This is a genomic window from Streptomyces sp. MZ04 (assembly GCF_004684775.1).
GTDB lineage: Bacteria > Actinomycetota > Actinomycetes > Streptomycetales > Streptomycetaceae > Streptomyces.
This window is the reverse complement of sequence record NZ_SRIC01000022.1, coordinates 1-25,571: the sequence shown is the minus strand read 5'-3', so window position 1 is coordinate 25,571 and position 25,571 is coordinate 1. Positions and strand designations below refer to the sequence as shown.

Below are 25,571 nucleotides of genomic sequence, written 5' to 3'. Positions count from 1 at the left end.
GGCCCCTCGTGGCGATCAGTGTCGGATCCGTCGAAGTTGATGTCATCCCGTCGGCGAGAGGGATTTATGGCCGGCTGCAGGCTGCGCTGGTCCCTCCGGCGCGACGGGTGGGCGATGAGGTTGGCCGGATCATCGGGCAGCAGATTGCCCAGCACATCGCCCCGGCCGTCACCCAGGGCGTCAACAACGGTGCCCGCGCCGCCAGGCCCGCCGCGACCAGGCAGGGAAGCGAAACGGGCGGAGCCTTTGCCCGGTCGCTGAAGGCCCGCCTCGAGGCTGCCTTCCGCAGCATGCCCAAACTGGACGTCCGTCTGTCCGACACGGGCGTCGATGCGGATCTGGCGCGACTGAGGGCCCGCCTGGAGTCCCTTGCTGGCAAGACCATCGGCATCGACATCGACGCCGAGCGGGCTCGCGCGGAGGCCGCCGACATCGAGGAGCGGCTGCGCCGGATCGGTGCTGCCCACCCGAACGTCGCGGTGCGTGCGGACACGGCGGCGGCGATCGCGCAGCTGCGGCTGCTGCGGGAGCAGATCGACGAGGTCAGCTCGCGCCCCGCCCACATCCGGGTGGAGACGGACGGCACGTTCGGGCAGCGGCTGCGGGCGGCCGTGCAGCAGGCCGAGGCGTCCCTCCCGAACATCAACATCGGTGCGGACACCACCCCCGCCGAGGTGGAGATCGCCCGGCTGCGCGCCCAGCTGACGGCGCTGCGGGATGTGCGGATCGGCGTCGACATGGACGTCGCCACCGCGACGGCCCGCGTCGAGGCGATCCAGGCCCGCTTGCAGGCGCTGTCGGCATCGGATGCGGACGTCGCGGTACGTATCGACACCGGAGCCGCCGCCGCGCAACTCGCTGTCGTGCGTGCGCAGATCGCCGCGCTGGACGGCAAGCGCATCAACATCCGCACCGACGTCAGCACGGCTCAGGCAGTCGCCGCGCTGTTCCAGCTGACGGTGGCTCTCGGTGCTGTCGCCGCGATCCCTGCCATACCGATTCTGGCTGCGGGGATCGGCTCTATTGCCTCGGCGGCTGTTGCCGCCGGGGCTGGCGTTGGCGCGCTCGCAGCCGTCGCCATCCCGGCTTTCGTCGGCATCGCAGGGGCTCTGCAGGCACAGAAGACCGCCCAGGACGCTGCGGCGACTGCCTCCATCAAGGGTGGCCAGGCCAGCGGCCAAGGCGCCTCCAAGGCCTTGCAGTTGGCGGGCGCCCAGCAGTCTCTTGCCTCGGCGCACCGTAATGCGGCACGGCAGATCGGGCAGGCGGAGGACTCTGTCGCGGACGCGGTCCGCTCGTCGGCTGAGGCGAACCGACAGGCTTCCCAACAGGTGAAGGCTGCCCGGCAGTCGTTGGCGGATGCGGTGCAGCAGGCCGCGGACCGGGAGCGGGACGCCGCTGAACGCGTCTCGCAGGCCGAGGACTCTCTCGCTGACGCTCAGCGCACTGCCCGGCAGGCTCAGCAGGATCTCACCCAGGCCCGCAAGGACGCCGTCGTCGAACTGGCCGAGCTGTCGGGTCGGCTGGCGGATGCGCAGCTGTCTGAGCGGGATGCGGCGCTGTCGGTACAGGAGGCTCAGGTCCGGCTACGGGCGACGCAGGCCGTCGGATCCAAGGCCACCGCGCTCGAGCAGCAGCGCGCCCAGCTCTCGTATGACCAGGCGGTGCAGCGGCTCAAGGAGCAGCAGGCCGAGACGAAGCGGCTGACCGGCGAGAAGCGCGCTGCCGACAAGGCCGGAGTCGAAGGCTCCGACACGGTCCGCAGCGCCCAGGAGCGCCTCGCCGCCGCCGAGCAGGGAGTTGCAGAGCAGCAGAAGGCTCTGGGGAAGACCCGCACCGAGGCGGCCCGGCAGCAGGTTCGGGGGCAGCGGGACATTGCTGCGGCTCAGGAGAAGGTCGCCGAGTCGCAGCGCAATGTGACCAAGGTTCAGGAGGACGGCGCCAGGTCTGTGGCGCGCGCTCAGGAGTCTTTGGTGGCCGCGCAGCAGTCGGCCGCCGACTCGATTGCCAGTGCTCAGCGGCAGATTGCCTCCGCGTCGCAGCAGGCGGCCGGGGGCGTCGATCAGGCTGCCGTCGCGCAGGCCAAGTACCAGGAAGCCCTTGGGAAGCTGACGCCAGCGGCCCGGCAGACCTTTGATGCGTTTGTCTCGCTGAAGGGCGCGTTCGGGGATTGGTCGAAGTCGCTGCAGCCGCAGGTCATGCCGATTTTCACGCGGGCCCTGAACGGGCTGAAGAACAGCTTGCCGGGGCTGACGCCGTTCGTGAAGGCTGCCGCCGACGCGATCGGTGAGCTGCAGGATCGGGCGTCCCGCGGATTCAAGTCCGAGGGATGGAAGGCCTTCAAGTCGGACCTGGCGGGCGCCACTCGGCCCGCGATCATCGGGCTCGGCGTGGCCTTCGCGAACCTGTTCAAGGGCATGGGCGGCATCGTCCAAGCCTTCCTGCCGCACATGGACTCCATCTCGACGCGGATGCAGGCCATCACCGGCCGCTTCGCGAACTGGGGCACCAACCTCAAGGGCTCGCCCGCCTTTGAGCGCTTCCTTGCCTACACGGCCGAACAGGGCCCGATCATGGCCCGTTCCCTCGGTGATATCAGCTCCGCCTTCTATCAGGTGGCCAGAGCTCTGTCTCCGCTGTCGGGTCCGATCCTGGAGATCCTCGGCGCGCTGGCCCGTGGTCTGGCGTCGATCGCCACGACGCTGCCGTGGCTGATCCAGGGCATGTATCTCGCCTACATCGCGACTCGGTTGTGGACCATCGCGATGTTCCTTTTCAACGCGGTGATGAATGCCAACCCGATCACGCTGATCGTGTTGGGGATCATCGCGCTCGTCGCTTCCGTGATCTACGCCTACAAGCACTTCGCCTGGTTCCGCACGGGGGTGCAGGCGGCGTGGACCGGTATCAAGGTCGCCTCGCTGTGGCTGTGGAACACCGTGCTCAGGCCTGTCTTCGGGAAGATCATGGTGGGTGTTCGTCTGCTGGGTGTCGCCTTCCAGTGGGTGCGCGATCACCTGTGGGTGCTTCTCGGCGCTGGCCCGCTGGGCTGGGTGATCTTCTTTGCGGTCACCTTCATCAAGAACTTCGGCCGCATCCGGACCGGGGTGACGGTAGCCCTGCAAGCGGTGGGCCGTTGGGCGATGTGGCTGTGGCGCAACGCGATCAAGCCCGCGTTCGATGGCATCGCACTCGCCGCGCGGATTCTCGTCGCCATCATCGTTGTAGTCCTCGTCGCCCCGATCGTGATCGCTTTCCGGCTCGCTGCGGCTGTCGGGATGTGGCTGTGGAAGACGGCTCTGGGGCCTGCGTTCCGGGGGATCGGCGCGACGGGGAAGTGGTTGTACGAGAAGGCCATCAAGCCTGCCTTCAACGGCATCGCGGCAACGGGGCGATGGTTGTACCGCAGCGCGATCAAGCCCGCAGCGGACGGCATCGTCGCGAGCTTCAAGTTCGTCGGCCGCATCGGAACGTGGCTGTACCGGACCGCGCTGCGGCCTGCGTTCCGCGGGATCGGCGATGTGTCGAAGTGGCTGTACGACAAGGCGATCCGGCCGACCTTCGGGTTCATCGCGAGCCGGGCGTCGTGGCTGTACAACAAGGGCCTCAAGCCTGCCTTCGACCGGATCAAGTCTGCAGTCCGGCTCGTCGGCAAGGCCTTCGACTCGGCGCGGAAGGCCATCGGTACCGCCTTCGGGAAGATCAAGTCGATCACGGCTGCGCCCGTCAATTTCGTGATCGAATACGTGTACCGGAAAGGCATCAAAGCCATTTGGGACAAGGTGGCCGATTTCGTCAAGCTGCCCCACATGCCCAAGGGGCCGGACCTCCTGGCTGCAGGCGGCACGGTCGGCCAAGGCTTCGGGCCTGCGCGTCCGATGGTCACCAACCGGCCGACCGCGATCGTCGGCGAGGGTAATCCCCGCTACCCCGAGTACGTCATCCCGACGGATCCCAAGTTCCGGGACCGGGCGCAGGCTCTGCACGCAGCTGCGGGCACGCGGCTGATGGCAGGCGGAGGCGTCCTGGGTGACGCCTGGGACTGGACGAAGGACACCGTCCGTGACGTCGTCGGCAAGGGCATCGACTGGGTCAAGACCGGTGCTGACCTCCTCGTTCACCCCTCCAAGGTGTGGACGAAGTTGGTCCAGCCCGTCGTCGGCAAGATTGCCAAGGGGGTTGAGTCCGCAGGTAAGTGGGGCACGGCGGTCGGCAAGATCCCACTCAAGATGATCTCCGGCCTGAAGGACAAGATCGTCGATGCTGCGACGAGCATGTTCGCGGGTGGCTACGAAGGCCGCGGCGAGTGGATTAAGCCGGTTAACGCCCGCTACGGCACGCCCTTCGGTAAGCGTGGCTCCATGTGGTCCTCTGGCCGTCACACCGGCCTGGACTTCCCCGCCGCCGTAGGTACCGCGGTCAAGGCCGTCGCCGACGGAAACGTGTCCCAGACCGCACGTGGCGGCCCCTACGGCAACCACATCATGATCGACCACGGTGGCGGTCTGCAGTCGCTGTACGCCCACCTGTCGAAAATCCGCACCACCGTCCCCAAGGCCGTCAACGGCGGCAACCGCATCGGCGACGTCGGAGCCACCGGCAACGTCACCGGCCCGCACCTCCACCTCGAAGCACGCAAGAACGGCCGCGCAGTCGACCCCATGAAGTACCTCACGGCCGGAGGCGGCGGATTCAGCGCCAACGCAGTCGGCGCAGCGCAGCGGTACGCCAAGTCGATCCTTGGCCGATACGGGTGGGGCCCGAGCCAGTTCGGGCCGCTCAAGAAGCTGTGGACCGGCGAATCCAACTGGCGCTGGAACGCACTAAACCGCAGCTCAGGGGCCTACGGCATCCCCCAGGCGCTCCCTGCATCGAAGATGCGGTCTGCCGGTGCCGACTACCGGTCGAACGCGAAAACCCAGATCCGGTGGGGCCTCGGCTACATCAAGGGCCGCCCCGACTACGGCAGCCCGTCACGGGCCTACTCGAAGTGGCTCTCCCGCAGCCCGCACTGGTACGACCAGGGCGGATACCTGGAGCCAGGCCTCAACCTCGCCTATAACGGCACCGGCCGTCCGGAGCCGGTCTTCACGTCGACGCAGGCCAGCGCGCTGACACGGCTGGCGATGTCGCCGTCGGCGGGAGGCGGCGGCCAGTTCGAGGGCGACCTCTATCTCGACTCCGGGGCCTTCCTCGGACACGTCCGCGGCGAAGTGCAGCAGACCATGTCCGACCTCACCACCACGCTGACCGCAGGCCGGAGGTGAGACATGCCGATCCCCGGAAATCTCCTGTCGGCAACCACCGAGTCGGTTGACCCGAACACCTCCGGCTGGGTGAGCAAGCTCAACTGCACCCTGCTCAAGGGCACGGGGGGGCGGAACGGGGACGGCTGCCTCGTCGTCAAGTCGGCGGCGGCGGGGGAGATGCAGGCCCGCACCGTCTCCTCCTACCCCGTCACCGCAGGTACGACGTACCAGACGTTCGCGGACGCCGCCGGGGTCGTCCCCGAGCGGATCGGAATCCGCTGGCTGAGCGCCACCAGCACCGAAATCTCGATCACCTGGTCCCTGACCACGCTGGCGGCCTCCAGTAACTGGCACCGGGTTGGCGTGGCCGGGATGGCGCCGGCCGGGGCGACGCAAGCGCAGGTACTGCTGTCGTCGACCCCGGCGGCCGGGTTGGTCAATCAGTACTGGGAGAACGTCTATTTGGGGTTGCCGATCAGGACTGTCGGTAATCTCTTCGCGTTCGGGACGGAGTCCGCGGAGGTCGACGCGTCCGGGTGGACGGCCGAGGTCAACGCGGGCGTCTCCCGCCAGGTTCCGGTCGCCGCATGGGCGGTCGACAACTACCTGGCGGGCGGCCACACCATCGCGGTCACCGCGACCGGTGCGGGCAACGCCGCAGCGGTCTCAACCGACCGGCCAGCCGTCACCCTGGGCACCGACTACCTGGCCTACGCCTACCTCAACCCGCCAACACTCTTGGCCGACTGCTGGATCGAGCTGCGCTACTACGACGCCAACGGCAACCAGATCAGCGCGACGCGTTCGACGCTCGTCTCGCCGATGCCGGGGTCGGGCTGGTACCGGCAGCGCGCCTCGGCTATCGCCCCGTCGAATGCTGCGACGTGCGGGGTGGCGGCGGGCGTCAACGGCGCCAGTGGGGGCCAGGTACTGCGGCTCGAAGGCGTCGTCGTCGCCGTCGCACCGATCGTCCAGGCCGGGACGATCCTTCCCTATGCCGACGGCAGCTTCGAGCAGGGCGTCGCCGGGTGGACACGCCCCTCTGGGGTCGCGGTCATCGGCCGGTCGACGCCTTGGGGGCAGGTCGCCTTCGACGGCTCCTACTCCCTGTCGATCACGTCGGCGACCGCGACGGCCAGCGTCGTGCGCTCCGGCCGCTTCGCGGCCCCGGGCGGAGCAGGGACCAGCTACCGGGCTCAGATCCTCGCCACCCTCGGCGCCGGATCGTGGACCGTGAACGTCAAGGTTCGCTGGTACGACGCCTCCAACGGTGATCTCGGTACCACGGGAGGCACCAGCTACACGTTTCCGGGCGCCAGCTGGTACGCCATGTCAACCGACGCCAGCGTGCCCGCCAACGCCACGCAGGGAGCGATCGAGCTCACCGTCACGGCGGGCGCCACCAACTCGGCGATGTACGTCGACACGGCGGCCCTGTGGCTGGCGGTGCCGCTCACCGCGGTGACCGTCGTGGAGGAGAGCGCCAGCATCACCCTGACTCTGCGGGAGCTCGCTGTCGGCCAGTCCATCAGCGTCTACCGGGAGGGGCTCGACGGCATCCGCACCCTGGTGCGCGGGCCGCTTGGACTCCTCGACCGGACCCGCATCACATCCGACCTGATGATCATCGAGGACTATGAGGCACCTCTCGGCGTACCCGTCCTGTACCGGATCGAACTCTGGCCCGACGGGGCCACCACGCCGGGCACCCGCAGCTCCGACACCCTCACCATCCCCGCCGGAGACCTCAATCTCGCCTGGCTGAAAGACCCGGGCAACCCGCAGCGCAACATGCGGGTGATGATCTCGAAGGCCCCCGACTGGCAGCGGCCCATCGAGCAGGCGGTCTACCGGGTCAAAGGGCGACGTAACGCCGTGACCCACAGCGATGTCCGTGGCGGCCTCGAAGGCGACCTTGCTGTCTGGACCCGCTCTGACGACGAACGCAAGGCGCTCCACTGGCTGCTGGACTCCGGGAATGTCCTTCTCTGGCAGGCCGTCCCCGGCATGGGCATCGACGATATGTACGTCAGCGTCGCACTCGTTCCTGAGGCCCGCGTCGGTGGCACGGCGATGGAGCTCTGGCGCGCTTGGACGCTGCCCCTCACGCAATCAGACATGCCGATCACGACAGGGCTCAGCGGGTCTGCGGGCCGCACTTGGCAGGACATCCTCGCCGAGTTCGACACATGGGGAGATCTGCTCCCCACGTATGCCACCTGGGAGGATGTCCTCCTCGACCGCAGGCTGGGGTGATCCATGTACCCCGTCACCGACCGATTCCTGCCCCGCCTCGGCGAATCGCATTCACCCGTCACCGAGGTCAAGCTCTTCAAGAACGACGGCTCGGTGGTCACGCTCGAGCACACGGGCGGCTCCGTACCCGTGGACCGCGGGCAGACGATCCGCCGCACCTGCACCGTCACCTCGGCAGACGTTTTGCTGATACCCCGCACGCCCAACGATCAACTCGCTACCTACGGGGCACGACTCCGCATAGCGCGCGGTGTCAGCTACGGCGACGGCTCGCAGGAGCTCGTCCCGATCGGCGTCTTCCGTCTCGACAGCGTCGACGGCGACCCCACAGACGGGCCCGTCACCCTACAGGGCAAGTCGCTGGAGGCGTGCGTCGCCGACGACAAGTTCACCGAGCCGTACAAGGCGACCGGGACCGTCGTCGGCGCCGCCACTGCGCTCATCCAACGCTCCCTGCCGACAGCCGACGTCATCAGCCTCATCGTCGACAGCCCCATCGGCGCCCGGACGTTCGACGTCGAGGCCGACCCGTGGGCAGGAGTGCAGGAGATCGTGGCCGCGGCCGGCGCCGAGTGCTACACGAACGCCGACGGAGTCTTCGTCATCAGCGCGCTGCCGGAGCTTCTGGCTACGCCCGCAGTCTGGGAAGTCGCTGCTGGGGAGGGCGGCGTGTACGTGCAGGGCAGCCGGGCCATGAGCTCCGACAAGGTCTTCAACGGCGTCCTGGCCCGCGGCGAGAACACCGAGGAAAACATCCCGCCAGTCGAGTACCTCGCCACCGACAACGACGTCAACTCGCCGACCTACTGGGGCGGTCCCTACGGACGCAGGCCGGACTTTTACAGCTCCAGCACGCTCACCACGGTCAACGCCTGCGCGCAGGCGGCCAATCTGAAGCTGATCGCCGGAAAGGCCCCCAACGCGTCCGGCGACTTCTCCAGCCTGCCGAACCCGGCGCTGGAATGCGGCGACGTCATCCGCGTCATCCACCCCGACGGCACTCGCGAACTCCACCAAGTGCAGTCGTTCAGCGTGCCGTTGGACACCGGCGGCGACTTCCCGATCACCACGATCGCGGCGAAGGAGGACGCGTGAAATCCAACTTCGGCACGGTCCGCCAGCTCGCCGACGCGCTCCAGCAGCAGGCTGTCTCCGCGGGGGCGACCGCTACCAGCGTGCGGGGTTCGGACTGGCGGCTCGCCACGGTCCAGACCGTCAACGCTGGCGGCACGGTCATCACGGACGACGGCATTACGGCTCGGCAGATGGAGACGTACACGCTGGCGCAGGTCGGCGACGTCATCGCCCTCACGCAGTCGAGCAGCGGCAACTGGCTGGCATGGGGCCGCATGAGCACCGGCGATCCAGGCTGGACGACGCCGACGCTCGGCACCGGATACACGCAGGGCAACACCACCACGCAGGGCAACAACAACGGCCCGATCAGCTACCGCAAGACCGTCTGGCAGGGCGGCTGGTGGATGGAATGGGATGGCGGCGCCACCCGCGCCAACGGCGCCCAGACCACCAACATCCTTTCCGCTGCCCTGGCCGCTGAGTTCCGACCCGTCGCCCGCGCATCCTTCGTCGCCGCCCGCAACGCCACCAGCATCACGGGCGTCGCAAACTCCACCTCCGTTGTGCACTCCGTGAAGGTCGACTTCGACTCCGACGGCACCGTCTCCCTCATCAGCGCGGCGGCCGGTGCCACAGAGACCAACTGGTTCTCCCTCAAAGGGATCCGCTACCCACTCGACTGAAAGGGCCGTCATGGCTGCCCCTGCCAGCTACCGGATCGTCGTCAACGGTGGCGAATCCAGCCTCGAAGTTTCCCTCGCCGAAGGCGACTACTCGCCCGTCACCGACGACGACATGCCCGCCCTCGTCTGGGAGCTGGCCAGAGCGGTCTCGGACGTCGAGGGCGCCAACACCGTCACCGTCCACCGCACCTCGCCCGTGACCACAGCCGTCCTGGAGGTCTGATGCCGATCACGGACGACTACGGTCAGAACGTCCAGATCGCCGCCCTCACCGATGCCCCTGACGCAGGGAAGCTCGCCAAGGACATCGTCAACGCCATCGTGCAGCGCGGTGTCATGCGCTTCGCCTCGGCTTCCGGCCGGGCCGCGACCCTCACAGGCGCCGCAGCTCCGGTCGAGGGGATGCAGACGTGGCTCCAGGACGTGAACCGCCTGGACGTGTACGACGGAGCTGGGTGGGTGGCCGTCTCCACAGGCGCCTCAGCCTGGACAACGATCTCTCTCGCATCCGGGTTTCAGCAGAACGGCAACTCCAACGGCACACTCCAGTACCGGCTCCTCAACATCAGCGGCGAAGAGTCATTGCAGCTTCGTGGGGCGGTCGGACGCTCGTCGTGGCCGTCGACTCCGGCTGGCAGCTACATCATCAACTCGACGGCTCTGCCGTCGATCGTGCGCCCGGCTACGCTCCGCACGGTGACGATCCCCTGCAGCGACATCGCCTCCGACCGCATCGCCTTGAAGCTCGACGTGCAGACCGACGGCTATCTGCAGGTCTACGGCACCGGGTCCTCTGTGAAACCCCCGTGGATTGGCTTCAACGGCACCATCGTCAGCCTCTGACCAGCAGAAGAGCACAGTCATCGCGCCCCTGGTCGGGGGCTCTTTTCATGTTCGGAGGCCGCATGGCCACCCAGTGCAAGCTCTACCGCGACACCCCGCAGATCATCCCGCCGAGCTCGTGGACGCTGCTCACGTTCGACCACGCGATCCGCAACGACCGGCACATGTACCGCCCGCCCGCGCTGATCATGCCGCCGTTTGACGGGGACTTCATCTGGGGCCGCAACATCCGCTGGGAGCCGCTCACCATCCCAGACGGCGATCTCCGGGTCCGCCAGTTCATGGCCCGCTTCGTCCGCGACCCACTCGGTGAACCCGACGACACCGGCGCCGAAGACCAGCTCGACACCCCCGGCCGCGACTGGGACACCAACGTGTGGACGTTCTTCGGCGAGTCCGGCGTCCCCGTCGGCGTCCAGGTATGGCACGACCACCACGAACCAGCAGCCGTCGGCCACGCCCAATTCGTCGCCACCACCTGGGACTACTAGAGAAAGGACGCGGAAATGGCTGCACCACTGTCAGCCGACACCCTTCTGGCCGAGCTCCGAGCCGAGGGTGTCCGTGTCGTTGAGAGCTCCGGGTGGCGGGTCCATAACCGTAACCACAAGGGCCCGTGGGGCCCGGTGAACGGCATCGTCATCCACCACACAGCCGGATCGAACAGTCTGAACATCTGCATCAACGGCTTGTCCGGGCTGCCGGGCCCGCTGTGCCACACCCACCTGAGCAAGTCGGGTGTCGCGACAATGGTCGGGCATGGGCGCGTGAACCATGGCGGAATGTTCGCGGCCAACGCGCACCGGGCGGTCGTCAATGAGGCGTCGACGCACCCGCAGCCGGACGCCGCCGAACTGATCGACGGCAACCAGCACTACTACGGCATCGAGATCGAGAACCTCGGCAACGGCTGCGACCCCTACCCAAATGTGCAGTACGACCAGGCCGTTCGGTGGGCTGCGGCAATCTGCCGGGCGCACGGCTGGTCAGAGCATTCGGTGATCGGCCATAAGGAAGGCACCCGCCGGAAGATCGACCCCAGCTTCGACATGGACAAGTTCCGCAACGACGTCGCAGCCCGCCTCACCCACCCCGCCCGATGGAGCCCCGGCACCGAACCACCCACGGAGGACGACGTGCCACACACACTCGGCCAGTACGACGAGACCGACCGCACCATCGTCCCCGGCAAATGGACGACCCTGTCCATCGAAGGAATCGACCTGCTGACCGGAGCCGCCGCCTACCAGGCGATGGCGCAGATCACCACCAGCGCTCCGGAGGGCTCGACACTGCAAGGCCGCTTCTACCACCACCGCACCGACGGCACCCGCTGGACCGGCGGCATCACCGAGCGGCAGGGCAGCGAAGGGTCGACGTTCGCCGACTTCCACAACGCCGGCTCCATCAAGGCCACCGAAAAGCTCCGCTTCGAACTCGCCTACTGGCCTGTCGACCCGACCGACCGGACGTCCATCACCATCTCAACCAGCCGCCTGCGCGGCCTCTACTGGAAGTAGGCACCATGAAGACCTTCGGCAGGGAGCCTGCCCTTCTTATCGCCACCGTCAGCGCAGGCCTGTCGCTTCTGGTCAGCTTCAACTTCGGCCTCAGCGCCGAGCAGGCGGGCGCGATCGTCGCCGTCATCTCTGCGGTGTTCGCCGCGGCGACGGCGGCCATCACCCGCCCGATCGCCCCTTCCGCGTTCACCGGCCTCGTTGCCGCAGTCGTCGCGCTCCTCGCCGCCTACGGATTCAGCGTCTCCGCCGAAACCGTCGGCGCACTGAACGCCGTTGTCCTCGCGGTACTCGGCCTGCTGACCCGCAGCCAGGTGTCCCCGAATTCGCCCGCCAAACCGACGGCCGTCTGACCCGGGGACGCACATGGCCGATGAACCGTCCAACGGCGAACTCGGGCGGCTCATCAGCTCGTTGCAGGGTGAGATGCACCGCCGCATGGACACCCTCAACGTGCGGCTCGGCGAGTTCGTGCAGCAGAACGTGTACGACACGCACAACCGGTACACGGCCGAGGCGCTCGCCCGCCTCCAAAGCGACGTACAACAGGCCCGCGTCGAGAACGCGAAACTCGAGGACGACCTCGAGCAACATCAGCGTGACGAGGCCAAACGCAGGGAGGACGAGCGGCAGCGTCGCCTCTATCAGGCAGTGATTCCCGTGCTGCTGGCCATCATGTCGGCGGCGATCGCAGTGTGGGCGGTGGTGTCAAAATGAGCGCCGCCCGCAAAATGCGCCGCCCGCTCCGCCTGCCGCCCGCCGAATGGCTTGTCGGGTTCACCCTCGTCCTGGTCGCAGTGTTCCTCGGCTGGCTCGCCGTCCAGGTGGTCGCACTCTCAGGCGATCTGCGGACGGCCAACGACGCGCGCGACGCCCTGGCCCGCCAGGTGCAAGGCCTCGGCGGGAAACCCGTGGCCGGGCCGCCGGGCAGCCGCGGCGAATCCATCACCGGACCCCGCGGCCCCAAGGGCGACAAGGGAGATTCAGGCGAGCCCGGCCCGTCAGGGGCGCCTGGCAGGAAAGGCGACGATGGCGAGACCGGCGACGAAGGCAGCGACGGCGTGGGGGAGACCGGACCAACCGGAGCCGCAGGTCCGGACGGTGTTGCAGGCCCGCCCGGCCCACAGGGGGAACCGGGCCCTGCCGGCCCGCAGGGCGAGCCGGGACCCGCAGGAGAGAACGGGGCAGACGGCCGCGACGGACAGACCTGCCCCGACGGTTACTCGCTCCAGCCCCCGGCCGACGACCCGGATGCGCTCGTATGCCGCCGTGACGGGGCTCCGGACCCTGACCCGCCGGGCAACGGACCGCAGGCCGCCGCGCTGGATCCGCAACGCCGCCAGTACTGAGGAGAGCCGATGCCCGACCCGCGCCCCATGGCCCGCCGCGTCGACGACTCGGCAGGCGACATCCCATCCCTCGTGCAGCTCGGCTTGGCCGAGGCGCCGCCACAGCCCATCTACGAGAGACTGTTCCTCGAGCCGGACATGCCGCCCGCTGACCCCGCAGAATGACCAACGCCCCGCTCCTGCCTCATGGCAGGAGCGGGGCGTTTCGTCACGTCACGCTTCTTTGACGGATGTTGCAATGCTGGATATGGCGATGGCCGCTGCGGCGAATACGGCCCAGTGTGCCCAGATCCAGCGGACCGACTCGAAAACGATGTTGTCCATGACGGCCCCTGTCTTCCGGGTAGCTGACAACGGCATCCCGAGTGCCCCCGGGATGCCGTTGTGCTTTGCAGCCTGCACCAGGTGCCCCCGGTACTGGCCTTGTGCTGCCGGGCTTCTCTGTCTGACCGATCAGCTTGAGGTGCCCCTCATCTGACGCGGTACCCGTGCTGCAGATCCACGCGCCCCGCGCCGGATTCGAACCGGTCGTGATCTCCTCGTGGGGCCCCTTGTGCTGTTCTCTTGTTCTGCTCTACTTCATTTATAGGGCCCTCTAATGTCCACGTCTAGGGGTCTGGTCAAGATTCTTTAGAGGGTCCTATAATCCACTCATGGATGACACTCCAGGAAGCCGCGTCCGAGCCGCTGTCGAGCAAGCTCTGTCCATGCAAGATCCCGCAGACCGCGCCCGCGCGATCACCGAAATCCTCGCCGTGATGCAGGACAAGGGCCCTCAGATGAAGCGCACCAGGCAGGCCGACGTCCTGACGCTGCGGAAAACGCTGGTGCGACGGGAGATCGGCGAGCTGATCGGGACCAGCCCTTCCCGAGTGGATCAGATCGAGAAGGGAAAGTCCTGACGTAGATGAACAGTGCCGCCTCGGGCTCTTCTGCGTCTACTCCGCCAACTGCTTCTTCACCTCGGCGACGTGCGGCCCCGAGCCTGCGGCTGGCATCTTCCACCGATAGGCGGTTCCGTCGCCGTCGGTGTAGAGGAGCGTGCCGCCCTTCGCCTGCGCCGCAGTCAGGTCGAAGACCTGCGAATCCCATTCGTAGGTGCCGGGCTGTACTGCGCCGCCGCTGCTGTACTTGCCCAGGCTGATCATCGTGGAGTTGCCGCTGTCGAAGCCGATCGCTTCACCGTCCGGGGCGATCCACTTCCAACCGTCACCCGTGATCGGCGCAGTCTGTGCGGCTGGCGCCCCGGTCATCGCCTTCACCTGCATCGTGATGACGGCGAAGGTCCCGTTCGCGGCCTTCTCCCCGCTGCTCTCTTTCACGTACACGACGGTGTCCGGGGTGATCTGCAGGACGCCGGTTCCTCCGTCGCCGATGGTCTGCGCGGGTTCGCCGAGCTTCAGCGCCTTCTCGACACCGCCGCCGTCTCCGTCGTTCGGCTCCTTCGACACAGCCGTCTTCGTGGGCTGCTTCGCTGCGGGCTCGTCGCCGCTGCCGCTGTCGCCACACCCCGTGAGGGCGGCAAGGAGCAGGACGGCCGACGCCGAGATGGTGCGAACTCGCATATGTCCCCCCAGGGTTGAGCCAGAGGGACACCGTAGGGCAGAAGCGACCAGCGGGGGAGAGGGAGCGGTGCCCCCCCGGTAGGGTGCGGGCATGACGGCGCCCCGGCTGCTTTCCTCAGCCGGGGCGCCGTTGTTCTGTGTCAGGCGCGGCGAACGGCCACGTGCTGCCACAGATAGCCGCTGATCTCGTCGGGCTGGCCGGGGTTGGTGACGATGGTCGGCGACTTGCTGCGGTCCAGGTCGCGCACCGTGGTCTCGCCGCCGCCATGGACGATGACGTCCCCGATACGGAGATCGTCAGCCGGGATGTGCACCTCGGTCACCTGCGCTCCTCACTTCTCGTCGGTGAGTCGGGCGGCGAGTTCGTTCATCTCGGCCGCGTCGCAGATGATGCTGATGGCGCGCTGGTTGTGCTCGTCGCGCACTTCGAGCATGGCGCCTCCGTCTCCGCCGGGTCGCTGCTCGGCGTAGTCCTGGAGGGCTTTGATGAGCGGGGCCGTGGATCCTGCGAGAGCGCGCGGGCTGGGCGGGGTGACGACGATCATTCGGTCTCCTTGTGGGGCTTCTTCTCGTGGTTGCGCATGCTGGCGGGGGCACCCGTATAGCCACAGCGGTCGCAGCGCTCCCAGCGCCCTTCCGCGACGGCCGCGCCGGTTACCGAGTTGTCCGGGCCGAACTCGTGCTCGGCGAGCAGGCGTGGCACGGACGCTTCGTAGCGGACGGCCACGAGTGCAGCCTCCGCCACCTTGTCGTGGCCTTGGGCGAAGAACTTCCCGAGACCGACCTCCCGGCCGCAGCCACACCAGCAGTTGCCAGTCGGGAGGAGGCGAGGCTTGCTCACTTGCCACCCTCCAGCAGCGCACCGATCGCGGCGATGGCGTCGGCGACGCCATCGTTGTAGGCGGTGTCCTCGGCCGTGCCGGTGCTGCCGGTCAGGTACTCGGTACGCGCGGCCTCAATCGCCTCGCGGAGGTTCTCGGCGCGGCAGTAGGAGAGCAGATCGCGGGTGAGGTGTTCGGCGAGGTGCTGGCGCATCTGGGCGAGGCGCAACTCGGGCGTGTGGGCGGTCTTGTTGAAGGCGACCAGGGAGTCGTAGATGCGTTCTTGGAGCCTGGTCTCGGTTTGAGTGTTCGTCATGAACTCAAGGTAGCAAGTCAAGACTTGAGGTCAAGGGTTCACGTCAAGACCGTTTAGAGGGGGGGAGCGCATAACGTCTTGTTAAGCGCTGCGAGTTGACCATGAAGCACTCTCGATAACATGCCCTATCGCGAGCGCCGTTTGGGGTGGTTGTCCGAATTTATGGAGTGGTCGCGGGGGCGCCCCCGCCCTCGGTCCCGCGGCGCGGAGAGCGGCTATGGCCGCGGGCAATGCCTGACACTCGCTCCGGCTTGACCCCAAGCTGTGGCGCCATCTCGGTGTAGCTCACCCCGTCCCGCTCATGCAGCGTCCGCACGATGCGCTGACGCTCCTCGCGGAGCCAACGCTGGAGATCGGGTACGGCGTTCAGCGCCTCGGTGAGCGCCTTGGCTTGCTCGATGCTCTCTGCGCCTTCGGTGAGCTTGGCGAGGCTGGTGAATGGTTCGGGCGGAGTCTCCATGCGGGAACCCTAGTGGGTACCCCTCAAAATGAATAGTGGGTACCCACTTGACGCAATTGATGGGTACCCACTAAATTGAAGCTATGGAGGAGGCCACAGGTCACCTCGGAGCAGCGGAACTCAGCTACATCAACCCACTCCAGAGGAGGGCCTCATGGCCACCACCTCCACCACCCAGAACAGCACCTTCGTCGGCTGCCTGGTCAGCGGCTTCGACTACCGGGACGTGCCGGTCGTCGGCCGCGTCACCGGCATCAGCCGCAACCTCAACAACTCGATCATGTTCATCGAGGTCGAGCAGCCGGGCCGGGAGCGCCCCGCGCAGCTGTGGCCGGAGCGTGACGACTGGGAGGTCTGCTGACCCGCCCGGCCCGGCCCTCCGGGGCCGGGCCTCCCCTCGCTCTCGACTCAATCAGGAAGGCAGATCGTGGGACTGCTCGACGGCACCCCCGCCCAGCATGGCCATGCCGGATTCCCGAAGGCCGCAGACCGTGAGGCCGGCCGTATCGTCGACCGGCTCGCACGCGAGATCGGCCACCAGGCCGCAGTCGCCTGGGTGCACACCGGCGCCGTCTTGTGGTGGGCGGACGCGCTACACCTGGCGCCCGGTGCGCGCCCGTCCGGCACGGCGGCGGGCATCTGCGACGGACTGAAGCGGCTGGCCGATCTGCATCCCGCGCTCGCCGGCTTCACCGACCCCGCCGTGAACGCCCTGTGGCGGCAGCCGATCGACGACGAGAACGCGGCAGCGATACGCGACCTGTGGGCGGCCGGATACGTCAAGGACCCGGACTGTCGACCGCACGGCTACCTGCTCGGCAACGCCTACCAGGCCCTCTCAGAGGAGTCCCGCAAACACCGGGCGCTCGCGCAGACCCCGCGCTTCGTCACCAACCTGCTGCTGGAGATGGCGTTCCGGCCCGCAGCGGAAGCGCACGGCACCATGGACGACTTCCGGATGATCGACCCGTCGTGCGGTACCGGCCACATCCTGTACGAGGCGCTGGGTGCGGCGCAGTTCTGGGGGCCACCGCACAGTTTCGTCGCAGCCTCGGCCGCCCGCCTTGAGCAGGCCCTGCATGTTGTGTGCGGTGTCGACCTCGACCCCTACGCCGTCCTGATCGCCAGGCTGCGCATTGTCGCTCACGTGACGCTTTTCCTGCGGGTGAACCGGAAGAACCACCCGGAGATGCCGGAACGGATGCCCGCCGACTGGCCCGTCAATGTGGCCGCTGCTGACGCCCTGCTGGACCGCGCCGAGCCGCTCCTGGAGCGCGGCCGATACCACGCCGTGTTGGGGAACCCGCCGTACATCACGCCAAAGTCGCCCGAGCAACGGGACGCGGTCCGTGCCGCCTACTCGCTCGTGTGCCACGGCAAGTACGCGCTCAGCCTGCCCTTCCATCAGTTGATGACCGAGCTCCTCGTTCCGGGCGGATGGTGCGCGCAGCTGACCGCGAACTCGTTCATGAAGCGGGAGTTCGGCAAGCCGTTCGTTGAGAAGTACTTGGCCCGGCAGGATCTGCGGTGGGTCATCGACACGTCCGGCGCCTACATTCCCGGACACGGCACGCCGACCGTGATCCTCGTGCATCGCAACCAGGCGCCCGTCGGTGACAAGGTCTCCGCCGTGCTGGGAAACCGCGGCGAACCCTCCACGCCGGCCGATCCGTCACGCGGCGTCGTGTGGTCGGATATTGAGCGTGGGGTGCGCGAGAGGCTCGCCTTCCAGCGCCTTGCGGCGAGCGCCGACACCACCTGTGCTGCCGCAGAGGACACTGTCCCGCCCGCTCCGGAGGCGCGCATCGTCGAGCAGTTGTCCCTGTTCGCAGCCGAAGTCGGCGAGGCTGCCTGACTCCCTTCATCAAACGGTCCGCTGCTGATTCTGAACGGGACCCCCTCGGAGAGGGCGGAGTTCAGGGTTCCTCTGTTCATCTTCCCGTTCATCTGCAATCGTGTTCAGAAACTGTTCTCTACCAACTTTCTGAACACGGAGGGGTATTGGACCTCATTGGGTACGGCCGCGTTAGCACCGACGAGCAGAACACGCTGCGCCAGCGGATCGACCTCGAAGCGGTTGGATGCATCCGCATTTTCGAGGAAAAGATCAGCGGCAAGATCAGTCACGAGAAGCGCCCCGAACTTGCGAAGGCCCTCGACTGGATGCGGCACGGCGACATGCTCTGCGTACAGGAGGTCGACCGCCTCGGCCGCAACCTTCTCGACGGACTGCTCCTCATGGGGCACCTCGGCACCCAGGGGATCCCGCTCCGGGTCCTCAAGGGCATCGGCGCGGGCGACCACTACCCCGAGGAGCATCCCAAGCACGATCCACAGGCGGACATGATGCTCAAGCTCGCGATGCTGCTCGCTGAGGAGCGCCGCAAGGACATCAGCCGCAAGACGAAGAACGGCCTCGAGGCTGCCCGCAAGTCGGGCAAGCAGCTCGGCCGTCGGCCGGTGATGACGGAGACCATGGTGATCCAGGCTCTGGCGCTGCGAGGGAAGGGGTTCAGCATCCGCCAGATCCAGCCGCACCTCCGTATCGCCGAGGGGAAGAACAAGGGGAAGAGTCCCAGCACCGGCGCCATCTCGCAGGCTCTGCGGGATCACGATGTCGCGACTCGCGAAGGAGCGCTGACAGGAGCCAGGCCATGACGCATCGCGCAAGCCCACGCATACGCCTCACGGCAGGCGGCCCCACCTTCAAGAAGGCCCGCGCCACACCTGGCGGCTCGAAGAAGCGCAAGTCTCCGAAGAAGACGCGCAAGTTCTCAAAGAAGCAGCTGGCTGCCCGGAAGCCGCTCGACCAGAGTTGGCGCCACCTGTACGCGGCCGTGGGCCGACGCGATTGGCCCGCCGGTCGAGTCGCTTGCGCCGCTGTTTCAAACGAGATCAACCAGCTAGCTGCGAACCTGACCCTCGAAGATCGCCATCTCCTGCTGGAATACAGGCAGCGCATAGGGGAGGGAGAAGCGCGCGATCGCGGATTGCAAGATCCGTAATACGCCGCTTTGCAGTGGCGTGCCCTCGGCTGAGCGGCTGGGGGGCTAGCCCCACCACGTGTCGCTCACGGCGCCTCCCCAAGTAGGTGCGGCCACGGTAGGTGAATCTCGTACCGCCTGTCAGCCCCTCATGCCATGTTGGTCAGGGTCTTGGTCTCCCACTAGGTCAGAGGCGTAAGCGCGGAGTGGAAGCTCACAGCCCGCCAGGACCACCGTCTGCCGGGATCAGCCGGGCGCGGGCAACCGCATCCCTCCCGCCCTATCGGCGGGGCAGAGGCCCCCGGAGACGTTCGCCTTGCGCCTGCCCCCTCGTCGGAGGCGGGCGCTCGTGCATCTCCCGCTCACGCCGCTTCGTAGTGGTGCGCCCGCCCGCCCCGCCACGTCACCCAAGCCGGGTCATCGAGCAGTCCCTCGGCCTCCGGGAGTCCGGCCCGCCGCAGGAACTCGAACACGTCCGCGTCCGAGTGTGCGAGGCCGAGGATCTCCCCGCGCACGGTGACTCGCCGGCCGCCGGTGGGGGACGGCTGGTGCACGACTATCGGGGCGCTCATGCTTTCAGGGTGCGACGGGTCGCTCACTCCAGCACGCCGAGCTCGGTGTCGGGACGGCAGTGCGGGCACGCGTCGACCTGCAGCTCGTACAGGGCTTGGCGCGCCTGGTCCCGGTCGACGCCGCGGGACCGTTTGCCCGCCATGTGGCAGCCGCCGACGTGCACGTACACCGCGGCGCGCCCGTCGAGGCCCTGCTCGATCAACCAGTCCGGGGCCGGTGGCCGGGCTTCCTCGCCGCGCGCCTTCTCCTGCTGCCGCTGCTGCTCTTCGGCGATCCAGCGGTCGACTTGGTCGAGCTGGTGGGCGAGAAAGCCGCGGACGATGCGGAGCTTCTCCATGCGGGACGGGCGCGGGCTATCGGACATGCGTTCGACTCTACCCGCGTCGGAGCTGTCTGCCATCCTGAGGCCCTACCGAGGAGGCGCCATGCACGTCGTCCGCTCCTGGATCGCAAGCCCGGCCTGGCGGCAGTCCGTCGCGCAGGGCGCCCTGGCGGCAGTCGCGGTACTCGTGATCGTTGCCGTGCTCCAGCTCGCGAGCTGACCCCGGCCGCGTTGTCAGTGGCTACCGCTACCGTTGCTGCCATCACATCCGCGCTGTGGCTGCAGCGCTGCCGCCCCGCCGGAGTGATGCCCGGCGGGGCGCTCGCATCATGGAGGGCGCCGTGGACTGGCTGCTGCTCGTTCTGATCTTGCTGAGCTACGGATACGCCGGTGTTGCCGCGCTCTACGTCCTCGATCCTGACGCGCCGCTGTGGCTGCGCTGGCCCGCATCCGTCTACGACTGGTTCGCCTACAGGTGGCGGCCGTAGCTCAGGCCGCGTCGCTCATAGACTCCGGGTGCCGCACGCGCTTCTTCAGCTCGGTCTCGACAGCGAGCCGTGACTTCCCGGACTCTGCGGCGTACTCCCGGATCCGCTCCTGTACCGCGAGCGCAGTGTCCACGGTCAGCGTCCCCGCCTGGATTGCCTCCCAGGCGGAACGTTCCAGCACGATCAGGTCGTCAGGGAGTTCGATAGCCACGCAGGGATGTTACGCCGCCTCCACGATCTCTCCACGCAGTGACTCTGCGCGGGAGGCGGCCGCCCACTCGGCCACGAGTTCCTCGTACCGGGCCCGATCCTCCGACGACAGGCGCACCGCGGGATGCGGCCACAGCTCCCTGATCTCAGAGTTCACCACGGCCGCAGACCGTGCGGAACCAGGCGACGGGGGAAAGGGGATCATGCAGCAAGTCTAGGCGCCGGGTCCGACAGAACCCAGGAAGCGGCGACATCGGCATATGACGATCACGGCTACCCGCCATCCCCGCGGACAAGCTTCACCAGCAGGTCCGTGTCTCGCAGATCCGACAGCACGACTTCCGCGCCAGCCTCCCGCAGTACTGCCTCGTCGCTCTTGCCGGTGGCGACGGCGATGACCCGCACCCCGTTCTCGTGCCCGCCCTCCACATCGGCAGGAGTGTCCCCAATCAGCACCGCTTCGCAGGCTGGTACCGCTGCGCGCTCGAGCGCCAGCCGGACCAGGGCGGGACGCAGGTCGTCGTCCTCCCCGTAGGCGCCGGCCTCCCACTCGATGTGCGTGTCCAGCCCGAAGACTCCCAGCTTGATCTCCGAGACCGCCCGGATGTTGCCGGATACCACGGCCTGTCGAACCCCCGCCGCATCCAGGGCGTCGAGGACGGATGCGGCACCCGGGAGGGCGTGCCCGCGCTCCCGCAGCTCTCCGACGCTGCGCAGATGCTCCTCAGCCAGCGCCGCGGCGAACCGTTCGAAGTCGCCGCGGGTCGTGGTCAGCCCGTGCAGCTTCGCCGTCTCACGGAAGATGACCGGCTCCGTGATTCCGTCGATCTTCGCCTGCTCTCTCATCGGCTGGCCCAGCGTGCTCTCGAACGCCGCCGCCGACAGTTCGCGGCCCACGCCGCGCGTCGAGATCAACGTGTGGTCGATGTCCCACAACACCAGCTGCGCCATAACGCACCCTCTCCCGCCCAGCCGTAACAACCCGTCACCCATCCGTGGAATCACCGTCCCACAAGGGAATGCTCAGCCATACGCTGAGCCCCACCAGTCGACACAAACGGGGAGGTGGCAGGCATGAGCACACCACGTCTCCCGGTCGGCGTCCGCATCCGTTACCACCGCGAGCAGGCAGGCCGCAGCCAGGTCGCCATCGCCGGACTCTGCGGCATCACCGAGCGCTACCTGTCCCTCATCGAGAACGGCAGGAAGAGCCCATCCCCCGACCTGCTGGGGCGTCTGGCCGCCGAACTCGGCGTCACCATTGCGATGTTGCTCAGCGACGACTCGGTGCCCGACGCGGTCCCCGCCATCACCGCCGCGCCCAGCGTCGCCCACGCCCTCATGGGATGCAGCACCCCGCGCAGCGAACCCGCGGCCACAGCCGGCGACCTCCGCGACCGCGTCGAGAACGCCTGGCGGATCTGGCAGACGTCCCAGACCCGCTTCACCGAAGCCGAGGCACTTCTGCCAACCCTCATCGCCGACGTCGAACACGCAGGCAAAGTCCACCGAACCGGCAGCGACCAGCAGGCCCGCCGTGAAGTATCACGCTGCGCCGCCGACCTGTACGGGTTGCTGCGCTCCTACTGCCGCCGCACCGGACGCCTGGATCTGTCCCTGATGGTCGCCGACCGGGCCATGCGCGCAGCGGAAGATGCCGACGATCCCATCCGTATCGCGGCAGCGCAGTGGAACCTGGGCCATGTCCTGCTCTCCCACAACGACGCCGGAGCTGTGGCCCACGCTCGTGAGGTTGCCGTCCTCGCCGTCGAAGACCTCCAACAGGCGCCCGCCGGGCATGAGAAGGACGCGGTCGCTGGCGCGCTGGAGCTGGTGGCAGTGGTGGCGGAGGCCCGCACGAGACGCTGGTGGGACGCCCGCGCCCGGTTGGAGGGGCGTGCCGTGCCGCTCGCCAAACGGAGCGGTGAGGGCAACGCGCAGCACACGGTGTTCGGCCCGACCAACGTCCGCCTCCACGCGGTCAGCATCGAGATGCTCGCCGGGGAGGCCTCCGAGGGTCTCCACGTCGCAGACAAGATCGACGTCAGCCGAATGCCGTCCCGTGAACGGCAGTTCACGTTCGGCCTCGAGGTCACCCGCCTGTACGACCTGCGCCGCGAAGACGCCGCGGTCCTCGTCCACCTCCTCGGCCTGGAGGAATTGGCGCCCGAAGACCTGGCCCGCAGCCCTCTGGCCGTCGAGCTGGTCGAAGGGCTCCTGCGGCGGGTACGCCCCACCTACCGCGCACAAGCCGTCGGACTCGCCCAACGCCTCGGCCTGCTCTGACAACCCGAACTCGCAGGCACCCCGAACCGCCAGTTCGGGTAGCGCGGGCGCCCCGCCACTAGCTTCTGCGCATGACCAGCGGAAATGCCCCCTACGTGCCAGGGCCGGCAGGAACCCGGATCGTGGCCGCCGGAGTCGACTGGGACGCCATCAAAGTCGTCCGGTCCTTCGGCCTGCAAGCCCTCGACCGGATAGCAGAACCTGGCGCGGTCGTCGTCGACCCCAGCGCGGCTGCTCCCGCCGTGTACTTCTTCGTCCGGCCCGGCACCACGGACGGCTGGAACGTCGCACAGTCCACGGCGCTGAGCGTCACCAACCACGTGACACTCCCGCCGGAGAGCCGGGTCATGCCACCCGGCCCGTACTGGCTGACATCGCCCGCCGACGGCCGCCTCCACACCGACACGGCCACGGTGCGGGCCGCCCTCGAGCGCGTCACCGGGTCGCGGCCTTCGTGGAACCCGAGGATGGAGCACTTCACGTGAACGCACCCAAGTACGCGCAGACAAAGATTCGCGGCCTGTGCTGGGACGAGAAACCCGGAGACGTCCTGCACTGCACCCTCGGGCAGGACCACAAGGACGACCACTACCACGCCTACACCAAGACACGGTGGCCGAACCTGGCACGGCGGGCGCAGCCGCAGGGCTGACGGTCACCCCGCGGCGCCACAGAGCGCGGATGCGGTGTGAACGTTCCGCACCCAACCAGTGAATCGTTACCCCTGGTATGACGTGGCGTGATCGGTTCACACGGGGTGCGAACGGAATGCAGGGACATATGCGTGCGGCACTCTTCCCCACCGCAGATATATGCATTTCAATGGTCAATCACGCGTCAGCTTCCGGCCGCCGCACCCAGACCCCGTGCGGCGACCGGTCAGCCACTCAGCCGGATCCGCCACCTGTCCATCGGCAGGATCAGATCCGCAGTTTCGATAGGGGTGCCATGGATATCGAGCCGGGTTCGCATCACGCAGAACGCGGGCGTGTCCACCAGCAACCCCAACGCGTGAGCCTGATCAACGTCCAGCGGGGCAGTGCTGAGCTCGGCGGTGAACGACGCATGAGCCTGCCGCCGGCCACGCCACCAACTGGTCACGAGCATCGCCGAGCGGCCACCCGGATCCAGGCACTCCACGGTCTCGTGCTGCAGCACCGTCCGCATGCGGACGCCAAGCCGCTCGGCGAGCTCTTCGGTGGCGGGGCGCGGGCGGGTATCGGTGGTCTCGCTGGCGAACGGCCAGACGGCGTCGACATCGGTGAGGGTGCGCACAGTAGGAGGATGCGCGACAACGACCTGTTTCCGCTCCTCGCCCTCGAGAGCGCCGGTTCGCCGCAGAAGCGTGTAGGCCAGGTTGATGGTCTCGTGGTGCACGCCGTACTCGCCGGCCATGACGCGGCGCGAGGGGAGCGGATCGCCGGGACGCCACTCGCCGTTGGCGATGCGTCGGCGGATGTCGTCGGCGATACGGCGGTAGCGCGCGACTGGCATACGGACCCCTGGCCTCGATCACTTTGATCATGACGTGAGGTCTGAAGCTACGAACGCGGGCCCTGGCTGGTTACAACCAGGCAGGGCGAACGGCCTGGCGTATGCCAGGAGCAACTGAAAAGAGAGCTTTGGGGCGGCGGAACTTCAGGGCCCGCCGCCCCGAAGGGGCCGCCACCGGCCCGTCGTACCCCTATAGCGGGCTCGGTGGCGGCTCCCGGTATACCCAGCAACACATGCCAGGTATCCACCCGAACGAGTGACCTAATCGCCGTGCCGTAGACGGAGGTCCCTCGTTGGCCATGGAAGCCGGAGCCGGACCCCCTCATCGCCTCCAAGGGTGCACGGGGATCCGGCTCCGGTGTTCGTTCCTATCGCTCTTCCCGTACCTGCCGCTGCGGCTTTCGGGTTCCGCTGCGGTCAGCACTGGGAAACAAGTGGGAACCCAACTCGCCTAACCAGAGCTCAACCACGACCAACCAGGCAGTAACTCGCGAAGCCCGAAACGGCCCTCACCAGCAAGTTCTACGGAAACAACCAGGCCGCCTCTGGTGGCTGAACATGCAGTACTACAACGGCAGCATGTACGGCTGCTCAGGCGACTCCTACTCCGCCGGAACCGTCGAAGGCTTCACCGCCCAGACGGACTGCCTGAACAAGGGCCTCGTCGTCCAGGGCACCACGATCAAGGTCCCCTACGACAAACAGGTCCCGGGTCTGCCCGCCCAACCGGGCGCAGGCGGCGGCTACATGGCCCCGAACCTGGTGGCCCAGGCGTGGAACCACTACAACGGCGCGCTGAAGGGCCTCATGACGTGGTCCATCAACTGGGACGGATCCAAGGGGTGGACGTTCGGGGACAATGTGAAGGGGCTTCCATAGCATCGACGTTGTGACACTGGCAAACTTGCAGGTCAGAAGGGTGCGTCCCGAGTGGTGGACGCATCCGTCCCACGACGGTTGCTGGATCCGCGCTGTATGGTCTCGCGGTTCGTCAGCTGTCGTCATCGCTGGTCATCTATACGGTTGCTGGATCGGCGCTGGAGGTGGGTGACGCAGCGTCAGGGAAGTCGGGGTGGGC

General features: G+C 67.7%; 33 protein-coding genes and 1 pseudogene. 22 read left to right on the top strand and 12 right to left on the bottom strand.

The window, feature by feature from the left end:
* The first annotated feature begins 8 nt into the window (after window positions 1-8).
* The 13 genes from E2651_RS07810 (at window position 9) to E2651_RS07755 (ending at window position 13,876) form a co-directional block, all read left to right on the top strand.
* The gene (locus E2651_RS07810; RefSeq protein WP_135330290.1) at window positions 9-5,267 is read left to right on the top strand and encodes a peptidoglycan DD-metalloendopeptidase family protein; all 5,259 of its coding nucleotides are present in this window, start codon (window positions 9-11) and stop codon (window positions 5,265-5,267) included.
* Window positions 5,268-5,270: 3 nt separating this feature from the next.
* Window positions 5,271-7,505, top strand: a complete 2,235-nt coding sequence (locus tag E2651_RS07805) for a hypothetical protein (RefSeq protein WP_135330289.1) — start codon at window positions 5,271-5,273, stop codon at window positions 7,503-7,505.
* A 3-nt stretch (window positions 7,506-7,508) separates the two neighbouring features.
* The gene (locus tag E2651_RS07800) at window positions 7,509-8,600 is read left to right on the top strand and encodes a DUF5047 domain-containing protein (RefSeq protein WP_135330288.1); all 1,092 of its coding nucleotides are present in this window, start codon (window positions 7,509-7,511) and stop codon (window positions 8,598-8,600) included.
* The gene (locus E2651_RS07795; protein ID WP_135330287.1) at window positions 8,597-9,265 is read left to right on the top strand and encodes a hypothetical protein; all 669 of its coding nucleotides are present in this window, start codon (window positions 8,597-8,599) and stop codon (window positions 9,263-9,265) included. The genes E2651_RS07800 and E2651_RS07795 overlap by 4 nt, the downstream gene beginning before the upstream one ends.
* A 10-nt stretch (window positions 9,266-9,275) precedes the next feature.
* Window positions 9,276-9,488, top strand: coding sequence for a hypothetical protein (locus E2651_RS07790; RefSeq protein WP_135330286.1), 213 nt, complete (start codon window positions 9,276-9,278; stop codon window positions 9,486-9,488).
* Window positions 9,488-10,108: a hypothetical protein gene (locus E2651_RS07785; protein ID WP_135330285.1), complete on the top strand. Its 621-nt coding sequence runs from the start codon at window positions 9,488-9,490 to the stop codon at window positions 10,106-10,108. The genes E2651_RS07790 and E2651_RS07785 overlap by 1 nt, the downstream gene beginning before the upstream one ends.
* A gap of 62 nt (window positions 10,109-10,170) precedes the next feature.
* Entirely contained in the window at window positions 10,171-10,599 is a 429-nt protein-coding gene (locus tag E2651_RS07780) for a hypothetical protein (RefSeq protein ID WP_135330284.1), read from the top strand.
* 15 nt (window positions 10,600-10,614) lie between these two features.
* Window positions 10,615-11,628, top strand: a complete 1,014-nt coding sequence (locus E2651_RS07775) for an N-acetylmuramoyl-L-alanine amidase (protein ID WP_135330283.1) — start codon at window positions 10,615-10,617, stop codon at window positions 11,626-11,628.
* Between the two features lie 5 nt (window positions 11,629-11,633).
* Complete coding sequence (locus E2651_RS07770) at window positions 11,634-11,978, top strand: hypothetical protein (protein ID WP_135330282.1); 345 nt, start codon at window positions 11,634-11,636, stop codon at window positions 11,976-11,978.
* A gap of 13 nt (window positions 11,979-11,991) precedes the next feature.
* On the top strand, window positions 11,992-12,342 hold the full coding sequence (locus E2651_RS07765; RefSeq protein ID WP_135330281.1) for a hypothetical protein: 351 nt from the start codon (window positions 11,992-11,994) through the stop codon (window positions 12,340-12,342).
* Window positions 12,339-12,974 (top strand): collagen-like protein, encoded by a 636-nt coding sequence (locus E2651_RS07760; RefSeq protein WP_135330280.1) that lies wholly within the window; start codon window positions 12,339-12,341, stop codon window positions 12,972-12,974. Before E2651_RS07765 ends, E2651_RS07760 begins: the two co-directional genes overlap by 4 nt.
* A gap of 9 nt (window positions 12,975-12,983) precedes the next feature.
* Window positions 12,984-13,139: a hypothetical protein gene (locus E2651_RS43815; RefSeq protein ID WP_167828727.1), complete on the top strand. Its 156-nt coding sequence runs from the start codon at window positions 12,984-12,986 to the stop codon at window positions 13,137-13,139.
* 542 nt (window positions 13,140-13,681) lie between these two features.
* Entirely contained in the window at window positions 13,682-13,876 is a 195-nt protein-coding gene (locus E2651_RS07755; RefSeq protein ID WP_135330279.1) for a hypothetical protein, read from the top strand.
* A 36-nt stretch (window positions 13,877-13,912) separates the two neighbouring features.
* On the opposite strand, the gene E2651_RS07750 is transcribed toward E2651_RS07755, so the two are convergent.
* The 6 genes from E2651_RS07750 to E2651_RS07725 form a co-directional block, all read right to left on the bottom strand.
* Window positions 13,913-14,539 carry a hypothetical protein gene (locus tag E2651_RS07750; RefSeq protein WP_135330278.1) on the bottom strand — a complete coding sequence of 209 codons (627 nt, stop codon included), beginning with the start codon at window positions 14,537-14,539 and terminating at the stop codon, window positions 13,913-13,915.
* Window positions 14,540-14,679: 140 nt separating this feature from the next.
* Window positions 14,680-14,862, bottom strand: a complete 183-nt coding sequence (locus E2651_RS07745) for a hypothetical protein (protein ID WP_135330277.1) — start codon at window positions 14,860-14,862, stop codon at window positions 14,680-14,682.
* A 9-nt stretch (window positions 14,863-14,871) separates the two neighbouring features.
* Entirely contained in the window at window positions 14,872-15,084 is a 213-nt protein-coding gene (locus tag E2651_RS07740; RefSeq protein WP_135330276.1) for a hypothetical protein, read from the bottom strand.
* A complete protein-coding gene (locus tag E2651_RS07735; RefSeq protein WP_245238643.1) occupies window positions 15,081-15,380 on the bottom strand; it encodes a hypothetical protein in 300 nt (99 codons plus the stop codon). The genes E2651_RS07740 and E2651_RS07735 overlap by 4 nt, the downstream gene beginning before the upstream one ends.
* Window positions 15,377-15,676: a hypothetical protein gene (locus tag E2651_RS07730; protein ID WP_135330275.1), complete on the bottom strand. Its 300-nt coding sequence runs from the start codon at window positions 15,674-15,676 to the stop codon at window positions 15,377-15,379. Before E2651_RS07730 ends, E2651_RS07735 begins: the two co-directional genes overlap by 4 nt.
* Before the next feature lie 160 nt (window positions 15,677-15,836).
* The gene (locus E2651_RS07725) at window positions 15,837-16,136 is read right to left on the bottom strand and encodes a sigma-70 family RNA polymerase sigma factor (RefSeq protein ID WP_135330274.1); all 300 of its coding nucleotides are present in this window, start codon (window positions 16,134-16,136) and stop codon (window positions 15,837-15,839) included.
* A gap of 154 nt (window positions 16,137-16,290) precedes the next feature.
* Between E2651_RS07725 and E2651_RS07720 the strand changes: the two genes are divergently transcribed.
* The 4 genes from E2651_RS07720 (at window position 16,291) to E2651_RS07705 (ending at window position 19,141) form a co-directional block, all read left to right on the top strand.
* Complete coding sequence (locus tag E2651_RS07720; RefSeq protein WP_135330273.1) at window positions 16,291-16,497, top strand: hypothetical protein; 207 nt, start codon at window positions 16,291-16,293, stop codon at window positions 16,495-16,497.
* A gap of 66 nt (window positions 16,498-16,563) precedes the next feature.
* Window positions 16,564-17,991 carry a DNA methylase gene (locus tag E2651_RS07715; protein ID WP_209446088.1) on the top strand — a complete coding sequence of 476 codons (1,428 nt, stop codon included), beginning with the start codon at window positions 16,564-16,566 and terminating at the stop codon, window positions 17,989-17,991.
* Between the two features lie 146 nt (window positions 17,992-18,137).
* Complete coding sequence (locus tag E2651_RS07710; protein ID WP_135330272.1) at window positions 18,138-18,794, top strand: recombinase family protein; 657 nt, start codon at window positions 18,138-18,140, stop codon at window positions 18,792-18,794.
* Window positions 18,791-19,141 carry a hypothetical protein gene (locus E2651_RS07705; RefSeq protein ID WP_135330271.1) on the top strand — a complete coding sequence of 117 codons (351 nt, stop codon included), beginning with the start codon at window positions 18,791-18,793 and terminating at the stop codon, window positions 19,139-19,141. The genes E2651_RS07710 and E2651_RS07705 overlap by 4 nt, the downstream gene beginning before the upstream one ends.
* A gap of 341 nt (window positions 19,142-19,482) precedes the next feature.
* Here E2651_RS07705 and E2651_RS07700 read toward each other — a convergent pair whose 3' ends face one another.
* The gene (locus E2651_RS07700) at window positions 19,483-19,692 is read right to left on the bottom strand and encodes a hypothetical protein (protein WP_135330270.1); all 210 of its coding nucleotides are present in this window, start codon (window positions 19,690-19,692) and stop codon (window positions 19,483-19,485) included.
* A 23-nt stretch (window positions 19,693-19,715) separates the two neighbouring features.
* Window positions 19,716-20,057, bottom strand: a complete 342-nt coding sequence (locus E2651_RS07695) for a DUF6233 domain-containing protein (protein ID WP_135330269.1) — start codon at window positions 20,055-20,057, stop codon at window positions 19,716-19,718.
* A 287-nt stretch (window positions 20,058-20,344) separates the two neighbouring features.
* On the opposite strand from E2651_RS07695, the gene E2651_RS43810 reads away from it, so the two are divergent.
* Window positions 20,345-20,503 (top strand): hypothetical protein, encoded by a 159-nt coding sequence (locus E2651_RS43810; RefSeq protein WP_167828726.1) that lies wholly within the window; start codon window positions 20,345-20,347, stop codon window positions 20,501-20,503.
* A 1-nt stretch (window position 20,504) separates the two neighbouring features.
* Here the strand turns inward: E2651_RS43810 and E2651_RS07690 are convergent, their stop codons facing one another.
* The 3 genes from E2651_RS07690 to E2651_RS07680 form a co-directional block, all read right to left on the bottom strand.
* Window positions 20,505-20,714, bottom strand: a complete 210-nt coding sequence (locus tag E2651_RS07690; RefSeq protein ID WP_135330268.1) for a hypothetical protein — start codon at window positions 20,712-20,714, stop codon at window positions 20,505-20,507.
* A 9-nt stretch (window positions 20,715-20,723) separates the two neighbouring features.
* Window positions 20,724-20,873 carry a hypothetical protein gene (locus E2651_RS07685; protein WP_348541611.1) on the bottom strand — a complete coding sequence of 50 codons (150 nt, stop codon included), beginning with the start codon at window positions 20,871-20,873 and terminating at the stop codon, window positions 20,724-20,726.
* Window positions 20,874-20,986: 113 nt separating this feature from the next.
* Complete coding sequence (locus E2651_RS07680; protein WP_135330266.1) at window positions 20,987-21,664, bottom strand: HAD family hydrolase; 678 nt, start codon at window positions 21,662-21,664, stop codon at window positions 20,987-20,989.
* A gap of 123 nt (window positions 21,665-21,787) precedes the next feature.
* Here E2651_RS07680 and E2651_RS07675 point away from each other — a divergent pair, with 123 nt between their 5' ends.
* The 3 genes from E2651_RS07675 (at window position 21,788) to E2651_RS43805 (ending at window position 23,651) form a co-directional block, all read left to right on the top strand.
* Window positions 21,788-22,999 (top strand): helix-turn-helix transcriptional regulator, encoded by a 1,212-nt coding sequence (locus E2651_RS07675; protein ID WP_135330265.1) that lies wholly within the window; start codon window positions 21,788-21,790, stop codon window positions 22,997-22,999.
* Between the two features lie 71 nt (window positions 23,000-23,070).
* Window positions 23,071-23,484 carry a hypothetical protein gene (locus E2651_RS07670; RefSeq protein WP_245238641.1) on the top strand — a complete coding sequence of 138 codons (414 nt, stop codon included), beginning with the start codon at window positions 23,071-23,073 and terminating at the stop codon, window positions 23,482-23,484.
* The gene (locus tag E2651_RS43805) at window positions 23,481-23,651 is read left to right on the top strand and encodes a hypothetical protein (protein WP_167828725.1); all 171 of its coding nucleotides are present in this window, start codon (window positions 23,481-23,483) and stop codon (window positions 23,649-23,651) included. Before E2651_RS07670 ends, E2651_RS43805 begins: the two co-directional genes overlap by 4 nt.
* Window positions 23,652-23,878: 227 nt before the next feature.
* Here the strand turns inward: E2651_RS43805 and E2651_RS07665 are convergent, their stop codons facing one another.
* A complete protein-coding gene (locus E2651_RS07665; protein ID WP_135330264.1) occupies window positions 23,879-24,493 on the bottom strand; it encodes a GntR family transcriptional regulator in 615 nt (204 codons plus the stop codon).
* A 537-nt stretch (window positions 24,494-25,030) separates the two neighbouring features.
* Here E2651_RS07665 and E2651_RS07660 point away from each other — a divergent pair.
* Window positions 25,031-25,372: pseudogene (locus E2651_RS07660) on the top strand (chitinase); the annotation flags it as partial.
* Window positions 25,373-25,571: the final 199 nt, after the last annotated feature.